This is a genomic window from Streptomyces sp. NBC_00443 (assembly GCF_036014175.1).
In the GTDB taxonomy this organism is placed as follows: Bacteria; Actinomycetota; Actinomycetes; order Streptomycetales; family Streptomycetaceae; genus Streptomyces.
Genome location: NZ_CP107917.1, coordinates 3,349,895 through 3,365,627 on the forward strand (window position 1 = coordinate 3,349,895; position 15,733 = coordinate 3,365,627).

The following is a 15,733-nucleotide window of genomic DNA, read 5'->3' on the forward strand; positions in this document are numbered from 1 at the left end:
GGCAAGCCGCTCCCGTTGCATACCGGGACCGGTAATACACCCCCCGTTCACCCCCCACGGCGGGGAACGTTGGATTCCGCGAGCACTCTCCCCGGCGTGAGACGAATTGCAGGAATCGTCCTCGCGGTGTTGCTGATCGGTGGCGTGGTGGCCGCCGTCGTCGCGGGCCGCAGTGATGGGGACACGGGCACGGCAACGAAGACCGTGCGCGCGGTGATCGGATCGGAGAAGGCGGAGTTCTTCGCCGATCCCGACGTGGTGCGGGCCCTCGCCGCCAAGGGCTACACCGTCAAGGCCGAGACCTCCGGGTCCTGGGCCATGGAGGGACTCGACCTTGCGGGGTACGACCTCGCGCTGCCGTCGAGCCAGGCGCCGGCCGCCGAACTCGCCGCGAAGTACGAGGTGACGGGGACTCTCCCCCGCCCCTTCTACTCGCCCCTCGTCGTCGTGGCGCACAAGAGCGCCGCCGAGGTGCTCGCGGCGAACAAGCTCGCCACCCTGGACACCGAACACCGTGGCACCTTCGAGATGGCCGCCTATCTGGACGCCGCCCGAGCCGACCGCACCTGGCAGCAGCTCAAGGGCGCCGGGAAGTACGGGGAGTTGACGGGCACGCTCTACCTGTCCAGCACCGACCCCGAGACGTCCAACTCCGGCGCCCTCTACCTCGCCGCGGCCTCCTACGTCGCGAACGGCGGCAAGGTCGTCGCCTCCGGAGCCGAGGTGGACCGCGCCTCGCCACTGCTGCACAAGCTGGTCAGCGTGCAGGGCGCCCAGCAGTCCAGCAGCGACGCCGCCTTCCGGGACTTCATCAGCGGGGCGGGCAATCCGCTCGTCGTGGTCTACGAGTCCCAGGTGGCCTCACTGCTGACGGACGGGCAGCAGCCCGACGACCTGGTCGTCCTCTACCCCGACACCACGGTCAACAGCGACCACACCGTCGTACCGCTCACCGAGAACGGCAAGGCGGTCGCCGGACTCCTCGCCACGGACCCGAAGTTGCGGGCGCTGGAGGTCAAGCACGGGTTCCGCCCGCAGGGCGAGGTCACCGAGTTCGCCTCGGACACGACGTATCTCAAGCAGGAACTGACCGGCGTCCGCCAGGCGCCCGTGCCCACCGCCAAGGTGCTGCACGAGCTGGCGCGACGGGCGCGCGGATAAGGGGGGCAGCACTTCATGAACAACAGCGACGACGATTTCGTCCTCACTCCGCCCGAGCCCGTGGCCACCGTGCCGCGCGAGAAGGCCGGCGGACTCGTCCCGGTCGACGAGGGCGTCCGTACGGACATGACCGAGAAGGCCTCCGCGTACGTGGCGGGGCTCGCGGCGCTCGACGCCCGCTCCCCCGAGTTCGCCGGCAAGGTCGGTGAGATCACCGGCCTCGGTGCCGGCGAGATGCGGACCGCCGCCGCGCAGTCCAACCGCATGCTGGAGCGGACCATCCGCAGCCTGCCGGACAAGGGCGGGGACGCCCAGTCGCAGGTCGCGGGCTCGCTCGTGGAACTGCGGCGGGTCGTGGAGGACCTCGACCCGCGGGACCTGCCCGCGTCCAAGGGGCGCAAGTTCCTCTCCAGGCTTCCCGGGGCAACAAGCTGCGCGACCACGTCGCCAAGTACGCCTCCGCCCAGGGGACCCTCAACAAGATCGTCGGGTCACTGCGCGGCGGGCAGGACGAACTCCGCCGCGACAACGCCGCCCTGCAGACCGAGCGGGTGCGGCTGTGGGAGACCATGGGCAAGCTCCAGGAGTACGTCGTCCTGACGGAAGCCCTGGACACCGCCGTCGGGCAGCACATCACCGGTGTGGAGGCACAGGACCCCGCGCAGGCGGACAACCTCCGGGCCGACATCCTCTTCCCCGTCCGGCAGAAGCACCAGGACCTGCTCACCCAGCTCGCGGTGTGTGCGCAGGGATACCTCGCCATGGACGTCGTACGACGCAACAACGAGGAGCTGATCAAGGGCGTCGACCGGGCCGCGACCACGACCGTCTCGGCCTTGCGCATCTCCGTGATGCTGGCCTCCGCCCTCGACAACCAGAAGAAGGTCATCGAGCAGGTCAACGCGCTGCGCGGGACGACCGAGGACCTCATCCGGGGCAACGCCGAGATGCTCGCCACGCAGAGCGGCGAGATCCAGCGCATCGCCGCCGACCCGGCCGTCGGCGCCGAGACCCTGCGCTCGGCCTTCCAGCAGATCTACCGCACCCTCGACGCCATCGACACCTACAAGGTGCAGGCGACCGAGGCGATGGCGACGACGGTGGAGAACCTGACCGCCGAACTGCAGCACGCGAGCGCCTACTTGGAGCGCAGCCGCTCCCAGGGCGCATTGGAGGGTGGCCTCGGATGAGACACACCCGACGTCCCCGGCGCCTGCTCGCCGTGGCCCTCGCGGCGGTGGCGCTGCTGACGGGCTGCACCTCGCAGAAGGGCACCGGCGACCCGGACCCGAACGCCCCCCAGCCCGGCACCCTGCGCGTCCTCGCCTCCAGCGAGCTCAGTGACATGACCCCGGTCCTCGACCGGATCGCCGACGACACCGGCGTCAAGGTCCGGCCCACCTACATGGGCACCCTCGACGCCGTCGAGATGCTGGCGACGGGCAAGGTGGACGGGCAGTACGACGCCCTGTGGCTGTCCTCCAACGACTATCTGCGGCTGCGCCCCGACGCGGCGAAGAAGGTCGTGTCGGAGACGCCGGTGATGTCGAGCCCGGTCGCCCTCGGGGTCAGGAGCACCGCCCTCGGCCGGCTGGGCTGGAAGCCGGACGACGTCACGTGGTCGCAGATCGAGCAGGCCGTCCGCGACGGCAGGCTGACGTACGGCATGACCGACCCGGCCCGCTCCAACTCCGGCTTCGCCACGCTCGTCTCCGTCGCCTCGGCCCTCTCCGGCGCCCAGTCCGCACTCACCGACGCCGACGTCACCAAGGCCACGCCCCGTCTGAAGGAGTTCTTCAAGGGGCAGAAGCTGACGTCGGGGTCGTCGGGCTGGCTGGCGGCGGCCTACAAGCGGCGCGGGAACGTCGACGCGCTGCTCAACTACGAGTCCGTCCTCAAGGGCATCCCGGACCTGACCGTGATCCGCCCCAAGGACGGCGTCGTCACCGCCGACTACCCGCTCTCCTCGCTCGCGTCCACCGACGCCGCGACCCGCGAGGACGTCCGCCGGGTCACCGAGGCGCTGCGCACCGACGGCATCCAGCGGCTGATCACCGAGCGCACCCACCGCCGCCCGGTCGTCGCCTCCGTCCGGCCCGGGCCCGGCCTGGAGACCAGCAGGCGGCGCGAACTGCCCTTCCCGGGCAGCCGTTCCGTGGCCGACGGTCTGCTCGACTCGTACGAGAACGAGCTGCGCCGCCCGTCCAGGACGGTCTACGTCCTCGACACCTCGGGCTCGATGGAGGGCGACCGCCTGGAGCAGCTGAAGCAGGCGCTCGCCGACCTCACCGGCGACTTCCGCGAGCGCGAGGAGGTCACGCTGATGCCCTTCGGGTCGGACGTGAAGAGCGCGGCCAGGCACGTGGTCGACCCGGCCGACCCGAAGGCCGGGCTCGCCGGGATCCGAGAGGAGACCGACGCACTGACCGCCGAGGGCGACACGGCGATCTACACCTCGCTGGAGAAGGCGTACGGGCATCTGGGCGCCGGCCGGTCCCAGGACACCTTCACCTCGATCGTGCTGATGACGGACGGCGAGAACACCACCGGCGCCGAGGCGGCCGACTTCGACGCCTTCTACGCCGGGCTCGACCGCGGCCGGCGGGAGACGCCCGTCTTCCCCATCCTCTTCGGCGACTCCGACCGCTCCGAGCTGGAGCACATCGCCGAGCTGACCGGCGGCCGCCTCTTCGACGCCCAGGAGGGCTCGCTGGACGGCGCCTTCGAGGAGATCCGTGGCTACCAGTAAGGCGTTCGCGTACCTGGAGTCCCGCAAGAACATCGCCGGGAGCGCATGTGGGCTGGTCGGCGTCGTGCTGACCTTCACGGGCGTCGCGGGGCCGTACTGGCCCGTCGTCGTCGCCGGTCTCTACGGCGCGGGCGCGCTGATCGCCCCGCCGGAGCGGCCCGCGCTGCCCGAGTTCCCGGACCCGTCGGCCCAGCTCGACGAGGTGCGGGGCGACTTCGAGAAGCTGCGCGGCTATCTGACGGACATCGAGCTGTCGGTCACCGCAGCCGCCCGGTTGCGTGAGCTCACCGAGCTGCTCACCGCGTTGCTGGACCGCGGCTGGGTCGCCGAGTTGCTCACGCATGACCCGGAGGGCGTGCACGTGCTGTCCCGGATCGTGCGGCGCGACCTCCCCGAGGCCGTCGACAGCTTCGTACGGACACGCTGGTGGACGCGGATGACGCCCGGGACCGAGTCCCCCGAACTGCATCTGGAGCGCCAGCTCGGCCTGCTGAAGAAGGACGCCGAGCGCCTGGCGGCGAGCCTGCACGAGGTGGAGGCCCGCCGCCAGGAGACCCACACCCGGTATCTGGAGGACCGGGGCGGGACGCTGTGAGCCAGTCGGCGTGAGAAACAGGCGAGGGCCCGTCGCCGCTCTTTCCTCCCGTCGGGGCGGACGGAAGTGTGCGACGACGGGCCCACAGCCCCGCACGCCGTTGTACGGAACCTCGCCGGTCTGTGGTGCTGTCACCGCGGCCGGCCGTGACGATATTGCTGGTCAGGGCACGATCGGAGCCGGCCGCGGCGTCTTTGGGGGCTGGTCAGCCCAGGCGCTGCACCAGAGCGCGGTACTCGTCCCACAGCTCCTTCGGCGTGTGGTCGCCGAAGGTGTTCAGGTGGTCGGGGACGAGCGCGGCCTCCTCGCGCCAGACCTCCTTGTCGACGGTGAGGAGGAAGTCCAGGTCGGAGTCGGCCAGTTCCAGGCCGTTCGTGTCCAGTGCGCCCTTGGCCGGCAGGATGCCGATGGGGGTCTCGACGCCCTCGGCCTTGCCGTCGAGGCGCTCGACGATCCACTTCAGGACGCGGCTGTTCTCGCCGAAGCCGGGCCAGACGAACTTGCCCTCGTCGTTCTTGCGGAACCAGTTGACGTAGTAGATCTTCGGGAGCTTCGCCTGGTCCTTGCCCTTGGCGACGTCGACCCAGTGACCCATGTAGTCACCCATGTTGTATCCGCAGAACGGCAGCATCGCGAAGGGGTCGCGGCGCAGCTCGCCGACCTTGCCCTCCGCGGCGGCGGTCTTCTCGCTGGCCACGTTGGCGCCGAGGAAGACGCCGTGGTTCCAGTCGAAGGACTCCGTGACCAGCGGTACGGCGGTGGCGCGACGGCCGCCGAACAGGATCGCCGAGATCGGCACGCCCTTGGGGTCCTCCCACTCGGGCGCGATGATCGGGCACTGGGCGGCGGGGACGGTGAAGCGGGCGTTGGGGTGGGCGGCCGGCGTCCCGGAGGACGGCGTCCAGTCGTTGCCCTTCCAGTCCGTCAGGTGGGCCGGGGTCTCCTCCGTCATGCCCTCCCACCAGATGTCGTTGTCGTCGGTGAGGGCGACGTTGGTGAAGACCGAGTTGCCCCACAGCGTCTTCATCGCGTTGGCGTTGGTGTGCTCACCGGTGCCGGGCGCGACGCCGAAGAAGCCGGCCTCGGGGTTGATGGCGTACAGCCGGCCGTCCTCACCGAAGCGCATCCAGGCGATGTCGTCGCCGATCGTCTCGACGGTCCAGCCGGAGATCGTGGGCTCCAGCATGGCGAGGTTGGTCTTGCCGCAGGCGCTCGGGAAGGCGGCGGCGACGTACTTGGCCTCGCCCTGCGGCGGGGTGAGCTTGAGGACCAGCATGTGCTCGGCCAGCCAGCCCTCGTCGCGGGCCATCACGGAGGCGATGCGCAGGGCGTAGCACTTCTTGCCGAGCAGGGCGTTGCCGCCGTAGCCGGAGCCGTAGGACCAGATCTCGCGGGTCTCAGGGAAGTGGGAGATGTACTTGGTGCTGTTGCACGGCCAGGGCACGTCCTGCTCGCCCGCCTCCAGCGGCGCTCCGAGCGTGTGCACGGCCTTCACGAAGAAGCCGTCCTCACCGAGCTCGTCGAGGACGGGCCGGCCCATGCGGGTCATGGTGCGCATGGAGACCGCGACGTAGGCGGAGTCGGTGATCTCGACGCCGATCGCGGAGAGGTCGGAGCCGAGGGGGCCCATGCAGAACGGGACGACGTACATGGTCCGGCCGCGCATCGAGCCGCGGAAGACGCCCTTCTCACCGGCGAAGATCTCCCGCATCTCGGCGGGGTCCTTCCAGTGGTTGGTCGGGCCTGCGTCCTCCTCCTTCTCGGAGCAGATGAAGGTCCGGTCCTCGACGCGGGCGACGTCGGTCGGGTCGGAGGCCGCGTAGTACGAGTTGGGGCGCTTGATCGGGTCGAGCTTCTTGAAGGTGCCCTTCGCGACGAGCTCCTCGGACAGACGCTCGTACTCGGCCTCGGATCCGTCGCACCAGACCACGCTGTCCGGCTGCGTCAGTTCAGCGATCTCGTTCACCCACGAGACCAGCTCCCGGTGGGTGGTGGGGACGACGGGGGGAGCCGCGATGTCGCGCGCCACGGTTGCTCCTAAATGAGGGATTTTTGTCCTGAATATGCCCTTGTATGCCCCGTGGGGGCCGCGACCCGAATGCTTCGCGGACTGGACCCGCCGTGGATCTTCCGCGCTCATACGGTGCCGACCGCACTCATTTGATCATCCGACGCGTCCGCGCATATGTCCAGAGGGCGTCACAGGTGAGCGGCGTGAGCATCGCCACTCATCCGGATGTTTTCGATGCGTCACCGCTGCTTCACCCCGGGTGCGCGCCTGACGGGTACCCCATGAGACGATGGCCACTTCCGGGCAGCCATCTCGCCGCCCTGATACGTAACTTACGGTTCCGTAGGTACGATGCAGGGCATGACTGCGCCCGTCCCCGACGTACCCTCGGACACGCCGGCCGCCGGCCGCGACTCCGGCGCGCCCTCCCTGCAGCACCAGATCGCGCACCACGCCCAGCAGCTCTCGGACGAGATCAAGCCCAGACTCCGCGGCTGGCTGCACCTCGGCATGTTCCCGGCCGCGCTCGTCGCGGGCCTGGCACTCACCGCCCTCGCCGACTCCCCTCGGGGCCGGCTGGCCTGCGGGATCTACGCCCTCACGGCCTGTCTGCTGTTCGGCGTGAGCGCGCTGTACCACCGGGGCAACTGGAGCCCGCGCATGGACGGCATCCTGCGCCGGCTCGATCACGCCAACATCTTCCTGATCATCGCGGGCACGTACACGCCACTGACGATGCTGCTGCTGCCGGGCGCCAAGGGCCAGTGGCTGCTGTGGGGCATCTGGGGCGCGGCCGCGGCGGGCATCGTCTTCCGGGTGTTCTGGGTCGGCGCCCCGCGCTGGCTCTACACGCCCTGCTACATCGCGATGGGCTGGGCGGCCGTCTTCTTCCTGCCGGACTTCATGCGCACGGGCGGCATCGCGGTGCTGGTCCTGGTGATCGTCGGCGGCCTCCTCTACAGCGCGGGCGGCGTGATCTACGGCATCAAGCGCCCGAACCCGTCACCCCGCTGGTTCGGCTTCCACGAGGTGTTCCACTCCTTCACGCTGGCGGCGTTCGTCGTCCACTACGTGGGGATCTCGCTGGTGGCCTACCAGCACGCGTAGCCCACCACACGGCCTCTACGAGGGCCACGGCTTCCCGGCCGTGGCCCTTTTCCGCGCCCAAAAACATTGACGGCATCTCTCTTTTGAGAGTTACTTTCATTTCATGCCCACTAGCCCCATGACCCCCGCGCACTCCTCTCCCCTGACCGACCGCCCCAAGCTGGGGCTTCGTGAGCGGAAGAAGATCAAGACCCGGACGGCGATCCGTGACGCGACGTACGCACTGATCAAGCAGCAGGGCTACGACGCCACCACGATCGAGCAGATCGCCGAGGGTGCCGAGGTGTCGCCGTCCACGGTCTTCCGCTACTTCCCGACCAAGGAGGACATCGTCCTCACGGACGAGTACGACCCGATCCTGCCGGCCGAACTGCGCGGGCGGCCGGCGGACGAGCCGTGGACGGAGTCCCTGCGGCACGTCATGCGACTGGCCATCCGAGCCGGGACGGAGGAGGGGCCGGAGGTCGTCCGGCTGCGGTCGCATCTGCTGGTCCAGGTCCCGGCCGTACGGTCCCGGATGCTGGAGAGCATGTCGGTCACCGGCCGGATGCTCGCCGAGGCCGTCGCCGAGCGCAACGGACTCGACCGGGACAGCCTGGAGGCGCGGGTCTACACGATGTCCCTGATCGGCGGCCTCGCGGAGATCTCCCTGTACTGGGCCGAGAACGACTTCAAGGACGACCTCCTCGATCTCCTCGACCGCACCCTGGACGTCATCGAGCACGGCCTCCCCGCGAAGAACACCTGAGGCGCGGGCCCTGGGGCGTGACATGCTGACCAGGTGAACGGTCCCGAGATCCACGTGGAGTTCGCCCCCGAACTGCGCCTGGTCCTCCCCAACGGACGGCGCCAGGACGGTGCCGCCCAGGTCACCGCCGACGGCGTCTCGACCCTCGGCCATGTCGTCGAGTCCCTCGGCATCCCGCTGACCGAGGTCGGCCCGCTGGTCGCGGACGGCCACGAGGTGCCGGTCTCGCACATCCCGGCGGCCGGCCAGTCCGTTGCCGTACGGCCCGTCGAGCGGCCCCAGCGGGTGCCCGGCGCGCCGCTGCGCTTCCTGCTCGACGTCCACCTCGGCACCCTCGCCCGCCGTATGCGCCTGCTCGGCGTGGACACGGCGTACGAGTCGACGGACATCGGCGACCCGGCGCTGGCCGCCCTCTCAGCAGCCGAGCAGCGGGTCATGCTCAGCCGGGACCGGGGCCTGCTGCGGCGCCGCGAACTGTGGGCCGGCGCGTATGTCTACAGCACCCGCCCCGAGGACCAACTCCGCGACATCCTGGACCGGTTCCGCCCCGAGCTGCGGCCCTGGACCCGCTGCACGGCCTGCAACGGCCTGCTGAAGGAGGCCACCAAGGAGGAGGTGGCGCACCAGCTGGAGGGCGGCACGCAGCGGTCGTACGACGTCTTCGCGCAGTGCACCGAGTGCGGGCGCGCGTACTGGAAGGGCGCGCACCACGAGCAGCTGGTGGCCATCGTGGAGCGCGCCCTTGCGGACTACGGCGGCTAACGCCGGGTCACATCACCCTTTCCGCAGGCGATTCCGTCCCTGTTCGTGTCCAGCCGCAGCGGGTCGTCCTTGCCGTTGACCTTGAGGCGGCCGTAGTCGTTCTTCTTCAGCCAGTCGCAGCGGGCCTTCGTCGTCGCCTTCACGGTCGGCGGGAAGTCGGTCGGCACGCAGACGTTGGCGGAGCCGTAGTGCCGGTCGCAGCCGGAGACGGTCGGGCTGACCTTCTGCGACGTGCGCTTCTTGCCGGGGCCCGTGACCTTGCCCTTGAGGTTGTCGGCGAAGTCGTGGACGTGCGCCGAGGAATCCGTGGCGCTCAGGGCCTGCGGGCCCTGGAGGTGCACCCACTTGGCCACCGACGGCACTCCGTTCGCGTCGACCGCGAAGAGCATGTACCAGCCGGGCGGGGCCAGGTTGGGGTTGCTCGTCACGTTCAGGTCGACGTTGTTGCCGTCGACCGACAGGGGCAGATCCACGAAGCGCTGGTTCGGGTCCGAGGAGTGCGTGACGGCGGCCGGGCGGATCAGCTCGGCCTTGGCGATGGGCCGGTCGACGGTGATCCGCTGGGTGTCGCCGTACGTCCACTCCGTGTCGATGACCGAAGTGATCGTCGGGCGTTCGCCCTTGAGGAGATAGGGCGGGGTGTAGATCGACACGTCGTGGTTCCAGGAGCCGTTGCCCGGGTTGTCGCCGGTGGCCATCACACGGCCGTCGGGCAGCAGGAACGCCGACGAGTGATAGCCGCGCTCCTCCGGGTCGGCCGCCACCGGGTCGAAGGTGTTCGTCGCCGGGTCGTAGAGCGACGACTCGAACACCGGGTTGGCCCGGTTGTGCAGCGCGCCTCCCGTCTCCAGAACCTTGCCGTCGGGCAGGAGCACCACGGAGGGGTACATCTTGCCCTGGTTGCCGGTCTGCGGGACCTTGCCGTTGCCGAAGTCGACGGTGCCCTGCGGGAGCGGCGGGCCGGCGACGTAGGACGGGTTGGGCTGCTTGAGGTCGATGACGTCGGTGAGGCGGTTCGCGTCCGGGTTGGAGTCGATGTTGCCGCCGCCGATGGTGAGGACCTTCTGGTCCTGGGCCGGTGGCAGCAGCACGCTCGCGGACTGGTCGCGCTCGTCCTTGCGCTGCAGGCCGGGGACCTGCGTGATCGTGTTGGCGTCGTAGTCGTAGATCGCCGATCCGGTGCCCGGGATGTTGTTGCCGAAGACATGGCTGCCCGAGTAGAAGAGGCGGCCGTCCTGCATCAGGATCATCGACGGGTACAGGCCCCAGTACGACCAGGTCTGGTTGACCTTCCAGAGCTCCAGCCACTTCTGCTCGGCGTCCGACCACAGCTCGGCGGCGACCGAGCCGGTCGAGTCCTCCTTCAGCCCGCCGAAGGAGATCACGTCACCGTTGCCGAGGATCGTGGCCGACGGGTACCAGTGGCCGTCGTTCATGTCGTTCGTCTTGCTGTACGTCTCCGAGACCGGGTCGAAGATGTACGAGTCCTTGTAGCCCTGGTATCCGATCGTGCCGTCGGCCGACGGATAGCCCTTGTTGCCGCTCATCACGAGCACACGCCCGTCGTCGAGCTGGACATGGCCGGCGCAGAACATGTCCTTGGGCGTGGGGATCGTCTTGTACGTGCCGTTCTGCGGGTCGTAGACCGCGCTGGTGAACGTGCCGGCCTCGAACGCCGTCGGGTCGTTCCCGGAGCCTGCGATCAGCAGCACCTTGCCGTTGTTGAGGACGACGGAGTGCATGGAGCGGACGGGGTTCTTCGTGGGCAGCACGTCCCAGCGGCCGTCGGCGCACTCCTGAGCCGTCCCCGTGCACACCGGGTCCGGGACCGGTTCGGCGACCTGGTCCATCGTGTAGTCGTCGGTGGTGACGGAGCCGGTGCCGTACACGGAGACACCCCAGGCGATCCGGTCGGTGCCGGCGGGCACCTCGGGCGTACGGACCGTCGCCTCGGTCCAACCGGCCGCCATCTCCAGCGTCTTGAGGTCGGTCCAGTACTGCCAGCCCGCAGTCGCGTCGTGCCGGAAGAGAGTGACCGAGGTGTCGGGGGTGGTCGACTTGTACCAGAGCCCCAGGTCGTACTGCTTGCCCGGCGTGACGACCGGCGCGCAGTCGGCGGACTCAGTGATCAGCGCCTTGCGGTCGCCCTCGACACGGCGGGTCAGCGACACCTTCATCGCCTTGGAGCCGCTGTGGGCGTCCGTCGTCGTCTCGAAGGTGAAGTCGTTGTCGCCCCAGCCGGACTTCTTCCAGCAGTAGGGCATGTCGTCGTTGCCGGCGGTCTCGAAGCCGGGGTTCTTGATGAGGTTGGCGGCGGAGGCGGACTCCGGCGAGGTGAGAAGGAGGCCTCCAGTGAGGCCCATCACGGCCAGCAGGGCCGTTCTCCTCCCGGATCTCTTGCGGCTGGTTCTCATGCGGAACTCCTTGCTGTGCGGCTCCCGCGCCCGGTGCCCTTCCCGCTCCGGCGCGGCAGATAGACCAGCGCTTCGGTACCGACGAAACGCAGGACGAAGGTGATGACCAGGGCCATCGCGGTGGCCGGCAGCACGGCCAGCCCGAACTGCCCGACGAGCAGCGCGATCAGCGGGATGCGCAGCACCAGGTCGGCGTTGGCGAGCAGCGCGAACCGTGCGGTGCGGTCGGCCCAGTGGCGGTGGATGCGGCGGTCGCGGAACAGCAGCTTCTCGATGAGCAGGAAGTTCCAGGCCACGCCGAACTGGTTGGCGACTATCTCCGCCGGGAGATAGTGCAGCCCCGCCTGGGTCAGCGCCCACAGCGCGGCCAGGTTCGGCACGAAACCCGTCAGCCCGATCAGCCCGAACACCACCATCCGGGACAGCGGGTCGGCCGTACGCAGCCCGGCGAGGTGCCGCAGGAAACGCCGGCCCTCCGCCGCGGTGGACTTGGACTCCCCCGCGAACCGGTCCTGGAACAGGAACGGCACCTCGGTGACCGCACGTGGGCGGCTGCGCACCGCCAGCTCCAGCAGGATCTTGTAACCGAGCGGCTTCAGCGCCTCCGCCGTGATGTCGCTGCGCCGGATCGCGAAGAAGCCGCTCATCGGGTCGCTGATGCCGTGCAGCCGGCGCGGGAAGAGGGACTTGGTCAGCCAGGTCGCGCCACGCGACACCGCCACCCGGTAGCTGCCGGCGAGCCCGGCCCGGCTGCCGCCCTTGATGTACCGGGAGGCGACGACGAGCCCGGCGTTCGCGCGCTCGCCGGTGGCGACCAGGTCCGGGACCAGGGACGGCGGGTGCTGGCAGTCGCCGTCCATGACGACGATCCAGTCCGACCCGGCCGCCTTCATCCCCTCGACGACCGCGCCGCCGAGCCCGCCGACGGGTTCGTCCCGGTGGATGACGGTGACGGGGAACGGGCAGTCCTGCGCCGCTTCCTTGATGACCTGCGGGGTGTCGTCGCTGGAGTCGTCCACGAAGACGACCTCGCAGGGCAGCCGGGACGGCACCGACTCGGTGATCTGGTGCAGCAACTGCCGTACGTTCGCCGACTCGTTGTAGGTCGGTACGACGATGGTGACGGCGCCCGGCTCGGGCACCTCGGCAGCGTCCACCGACGGATCGCCCAGCTCTCCGGGGGCGGTGTACTCGTGCGTCATCGAACCCCTCCGGAGGCTGTCAGGATCTGGCGGATCTCGATGCGGTCCGCGCCGGTGCCGAACACGGCGACCGGCTTCGAGTGCTCCATGGCCGCCTTGACGTTGGGCAGGTCGACCGCGTCCCGCCGCACCGTCGGCGAGGCGACGACGTAGTCGAGGTCCTTCCAGCCGCGCGGCATCGTCTTCGTCACGGCCGGGTCGAGGTCGGCCTTGTAGAACCAGATGGCGCCGAGCCCGGGCTCGTACCCGGCGTGCACCAGGTCCAGCCACAGCGCGTCGTCCACGAGCACCCGGGTGTCCTTCGGGTCCTCCACCTCCGTGGCCAGCCACTTCGAGGCGGCCTGGTAGGGCGCGTTGGCGTCGGCGGTGACGGCGGTGTGGGCGCCGTCGTACCAGCGGGGTACGACATAGGCTCCGGCCGCGAGCGCGAGGACGGCCGCGAGGGCGTACCGCCCGCCGGTGACGTACCGGTTCTCGGCCTCGGAACGCCGTCGCCGCAGTACGGCGTGGGCGACGGAGGCCGTGCCGCCGGCAAGGACCAGGGCGAGGAACGGCAGCGCCTGGATGACGTACATCGCGGGCAGGTAGCCGGTGGGGCGCATGGCCACCAGGGCGAGGATCACCACCGCGAAGGAGGGACCGGCCAGCGCGCGTGCCGTCACCGACCAGCGCCAGGTGACCAGGAGCAGCAGGCCGCCCGCGAGGCCTCCGACGATGAGGACTCGGTCGTAGTAGAGCCACGACTGCAGGACGCCCCAGGAGCCGGAGCCCTGGTCGAGGATGAAGCCCGAACCGGGTCTGGTCATCTGGTACTTGATGCCGTCCCAGAGCGAGACGTGCCCGCTGCCCGGGAACAACTCGCCCTTCAGCAGGGCGAACAGCGGGTACGACAGGCCGATCAGCACACAGGCGGTGACGGCGCCGGTCAGGGCGAACTTGCGGGTGTCGCGGTGGCTGTGCCGCCACATGGTGACGAAGACCGCCGGGAGGACGAAGAGCATCGTCTCCTTGGTCAGCACGGCCGTGGCCGCCGCGATCCCGGCGCCGAAGTGGTGCCAGAGGTGGCGGCTCGGGGAGGCGGCGAGGGCGAACGCGAGGAGCGTCCACATCACCGCGAGGTTGTCGAGGAAGATCTCCCGCTGGAGGACGACCGACAGCGGCGAGAGCCCGAACAGGACCATGCCGAGCCCGGCCGCCCAGCGCGGCAGGGACAGCCGGCGCCCGAGCACGTAGACGAGGACCGCGCTGACCGCGCTGATGACGAGCATCGCGGCCCGCATGGAGCCGACGGTCATCGACTCGGGGCTGAGTGCGGCCGGTATCCAGGTCAGCAGGGCGAGCTGGATCCAGCCGAGCGGCGGGTGGTCGTACCAGTACGTGTAGTGGGCGAGGCCGCGGCCCTCCTGGACGGCCCAGGCCTGGGCGAGGTAGGTGCCCTCGTCGTCGCTGAGGGTCGGGTAGTCGGCGATGTTCGAGCCCTGTACGACGAGGATCGCGACGAGGAGCACGCCGCACAGGATCAGGTCGGGCCGGGACGAACGCAGTCGCGTCGGCGGGGTTGTTCGGGTGGTCGAACGCGTCGTGGGCGCAGGCTGCCGCTGCGCGGGGACCTTGACCGTGGTCACCGCGGGAAGGGTGGAGGTCACGCAGGAACGTCCTCTCGGTTCACGTGCGCGAGATGTGCGCCGACGTGGCTGGTCAGCTCCCAGTCATTGCGGCCGCGTTGCTCACGCCATACGGCGCGGATGGCGGCGCCGGCGAGGAGCACCTGGTAGAAGGGGCCGCCCACGATGAGCTTCAGGTAGTGGACGAAGCGGACCCGGAGCCCGTACTGCTTGCCGAAGTCGTGCAGTCCGACGACCTCGAAGACGAACGTGACGAGCGCCGTCACGGCCGGCAGGAAGGTGATGAACGCGATGCTCACCGGCACGTCGAGGAAGAGCGCGATCGCCACGTTGAGCGGGATGATCAGCCCGGTGAAGGCCTGCAGGAACGGCGTGGTGAGCGTGTAGCGGGCCAGCAACCGCTGCCCGAACGTGGGCAGTTGCTTCCAGTCCTTCTTCCGGTAGACCTGAAGGAAGCCCTGGTTCCAGCGGGTGCGCTGCTTGAGCAGCGACACCAGGCTGCCGGGCGTCTCCTCCTTGGTCACCATGTCGGAGTCGTAGGCGACGACGACCTTCTTGCCGACGCTGGACAGCCGCACGCCCAGATCGCAGTCCTCGGCGAGGCAGTTCGAGTCCCAGCCGTCGGCTTCCCTGAGCACGTCCGTCCGGACGAAGACGGTGTTGCCGCCGAGCGGGATGAACCCCTTCTGCGCGTGCAGGTGCAGCCGCGAGCGGAACCAGAAGAAGTACTCCAGGCAGTTGCGCAGGCTGTACCAGCTGGAGTGGAAGTTGATGAGCTGGACCCCGCCCTGGACGACATCCGCCCCGGTCGTCCGGAACGCGTGGTCCACGTGCGCGAGGAGCTCCGGATGGACCTGGTCCTCGGCGTCGAAGACCCCGACGACATCGCCGCGGCAGTGCGGCAGCGCCGTGTTCATGGCCTTCGGTTTGTTCTTCTTCTCGTGGGTGTCGACGACGACACGGACGCGCGGATCACGTGCCGCGGCCCGCTCCGCGACCTCAGTGGTCTCCGGGTCGTCGTGCCCGACGATGACGATGATCTCGTAGTCGGTGTGTGTGGACTCCAGCAGCCGCTGGATGGTGTGGTCCAGCACGGCTTGTTCGTGCCGGGCCGGCAACAGCAGCGAGAACGACACGTGCTCGCCGCCGTCCGGTCTGCTGAACCGGGTGGAGGCGAGCACTTCGGGCGTACGCCACGCGTGCATCTGCCACCACAAGGTGAAAGCCGCCATCCAGAACAAGGCCAGCGAGACGACGGCTATGAAGACAGACGTCAGCAACAGATCCCCCCAGATCCCCAATGCCCCCTGTCGCAACGGTGAGTTACAACCGTCGCGTCACTGTGGAGACATTAAGGGG

11 protein-coding genes and 1 pseudogene are annotated in these 15,733 nt (G+C 69.4%); 7 read left to right on the forward strand and 5 right to left on the reverse strand.

Annotated features, from left to right (window positions below):
• Window positions 1-96: 96 nt before the first annotated feature.
• From OHO27_RS14770 to OHO27_RS14785, 4 genes and pseudogenes are all read left to right on the forward strand, one after another.
• Entirely contained in the window at window positions 97-1,161 is a 1,065-nt protein-coding gene (locus tag OHO27_RS14770) for a hypothetical protein (protein ID WP_328424038.1), read from the forward strand.
• A gap of 15 nt (window positions 1,162-1,176) precedes the next feature.
• A pseudogene (locus tag OHO27_RS14775) lies at window positions 1,177-2,351 on the forward strand (toxic anion resistance protein).
• Entirely contained in the window at window positions 2,348-3,910 is a 1,563-nt protein-coding gene (locus OHO27_RS14780; RefSeq protein WP_328424040.1) for a substrate-binding and vWA domain-containing protein, read from the forward strand. The pseudogene OHO27_RS14775 and the gene OHO27_RS14780 overlap by 4 nt, the downstream one beginning before the upstream one ends.
• Window positions 3,897-4,505, forward strand: coding sequence for a hypothetical protein (locus tag OHO27_RS14785; RefSeq protein ID WP_328424042.1), 609 nt, complete (start codon window positions 3,897-3,899; stop codon window positions 4,503-4,505). Before OHO27_RS14780 ends, OHO27_RS14785 begins: the two co-directional genes overlap by 14 nt.
• A 205-nt stretch (window positions 4,506-4,710) precedes the next feature.
• On the opposite strand, the gene OHO27_RS14790 is transcribed toward OHO27_RS14785, so the two are convergent.
• Window positions 4,711-6,534, reverse strand: a complete 1,824-nt coding sequence (locus tag OHO27_RS14790; RefSeq protein WP_328424044.1) for a phosphoenolpyruvate carboxykinase (GTP) — start codon at window positions 6,532-6,534, stop codon at window positions 4,711-4,713.
• Between the two features lie 342 nt (window positions 6,535-6,876).
• Between OHO27_RS14790 and trhA the strand changes: the two genes are divergently transcribed.
• From trhA to OHO27_RS14805, 3 genes are all read left to right on the forward strand, one after another.
• Window positions 6,877-7,623, forward strand: a complete 747-nt coding sequence (trhA, locus tag OHO27_RS14795; RefSeq protein WP_328424045.1) for a PAQR family membrane homeostasis protein TrhA — start codon at window positions 6,877-6,879, stop codon at window positions 7,621-7,623.
• A gap of 118 nt (window positions 7,624-7,741) precedes the next feature.
• Window positions 7,742-8,371 (forward strand): TetR/AcrR family transcriptional regulator, encoded by a 630-nt coding sequence (locus OHO27_RS14800; RefSeq protein ID WP_328430434.1) that lies wholly within the window; start codon window positions 7,742-7,744, stop codon window positions 8,369-8,371.
• A 33-nt stretch (window positions 8,372-8,404) separates the two neighbouring features.
• Complete coding sequence (locus tag OHO27_RS14805; RefSeq protein WP_328424047.1) at window positions 8,405-9,133, forward strand: Mut7-C RNAse domain-containing protein; 729 nt, start codon at window positions 8,405-8,407, stop codon at window positions 9,131-9,133.
• Here OHO27_RS14805 and OHO27_RS14810 read toward each other — a convergent pair.
• Genes OHO27_RS14810 through OHO27_RS14825 form a run of 4 tightly spaced genes read right to left on the reverse strand, consistent with a single transcriptional unit; the run spans window position 9,130 to window position 15,654 of the window.
• Window positions 9,130-11,547: a galactose oxidase early set domain-containing protein gene (locus tag OHO27_RS14810; protein WP_328424049.1), complete on the reverse strand. Its 2,418-nt coding sequence runs from the start codon at window positions 11,545-11,547 to the stop codon at window positions 9,130-9,132. The two genes, OHO27_RS14805 and OHO27_RS14810, sit on opposite strands and share 4 nt — an antisense overlap.
• Window positions 11,544-12,749, reverse strand: a complete 1,206-nt coding sequence (locus OHO27_RS14815) for a glycosyltransferase family 2 protein (RefSeq protein ID WP_328424051.1) — start codon at window positions 12,747-12,749, stop codon at window positions 11,544-11,546. Before OHO27_RS14815 ends, OHO27_RS14810 begins: the two co-directional genes overlap by 4 nt.
• Complete coding sequence (locus OHO27_RS14820; RefSeq protein WP_328424053.1) at window positions 12,746-14,395, reverse strand: ArnT family glycosyltransferase; 1,650 nt, start codon at window positions 14,393-14,395, stop codon at window positions 12,746-12,748. The genes OHO27_RS14815 and OHO27_RS14820 overlap by 4 nt, the downstream gene beginning before the upstream one ends.
• The gene (locus OHO27_RS14825; protein ID WP_328424055.1) at window positions 14,392-15,654 is read right to left on the reverse strand and encodes a glycosyltransferase; all 1,263 of its coding nucleotides are present in this window, start codon (window positions 15,652-15,654) and stop codon (window positions 14,392-14,394) included. The genes OHO27_RS14820 and OHO27_RS14825 overlap by 4 nt, the downstream gene beginning before the upstream one ends.
• Window positions 15,655-15,733: the final 79 nt, after the last annotated feature.

Coding starts and splice junctions, on each gene's coding strand:
- OHO27_RS14780 (WP_328424040.1), top strand. CDS start 2,348: ATGAGACACACCCGACGTCCCCGGCGCCTGCTCGCCGTGGCCCTCGCG.
- trhA (WP_328424045.1), top strand. CDS start 6,877: ATGACTGCGCCCGTCCCCGACGTACCCTCGGACACGCCGGCCGCCGGC.
- OHO27_RS14800 (WP_328430434.1), top strand. CDS start 7,742: ATGACCCCCGCGCACTCCTCTCCCCTGACCGACCGCCCCAAGCTGGGG.
- OHO27_RS14810 (WP_328424049.1), bottom strand. CDS start 11,547: ATGAGAACCAGCCGCAAGAGATCCGGGAGGAGAACGGCCCTGCTGGCC.
- OHO27_RS14815 (WP_328424051.1), bottom strand. CDS start 12,749: ATGACGCACGAGTACACCGCCCCCGGAGAGCTGGGCGATCCGTCGGTG.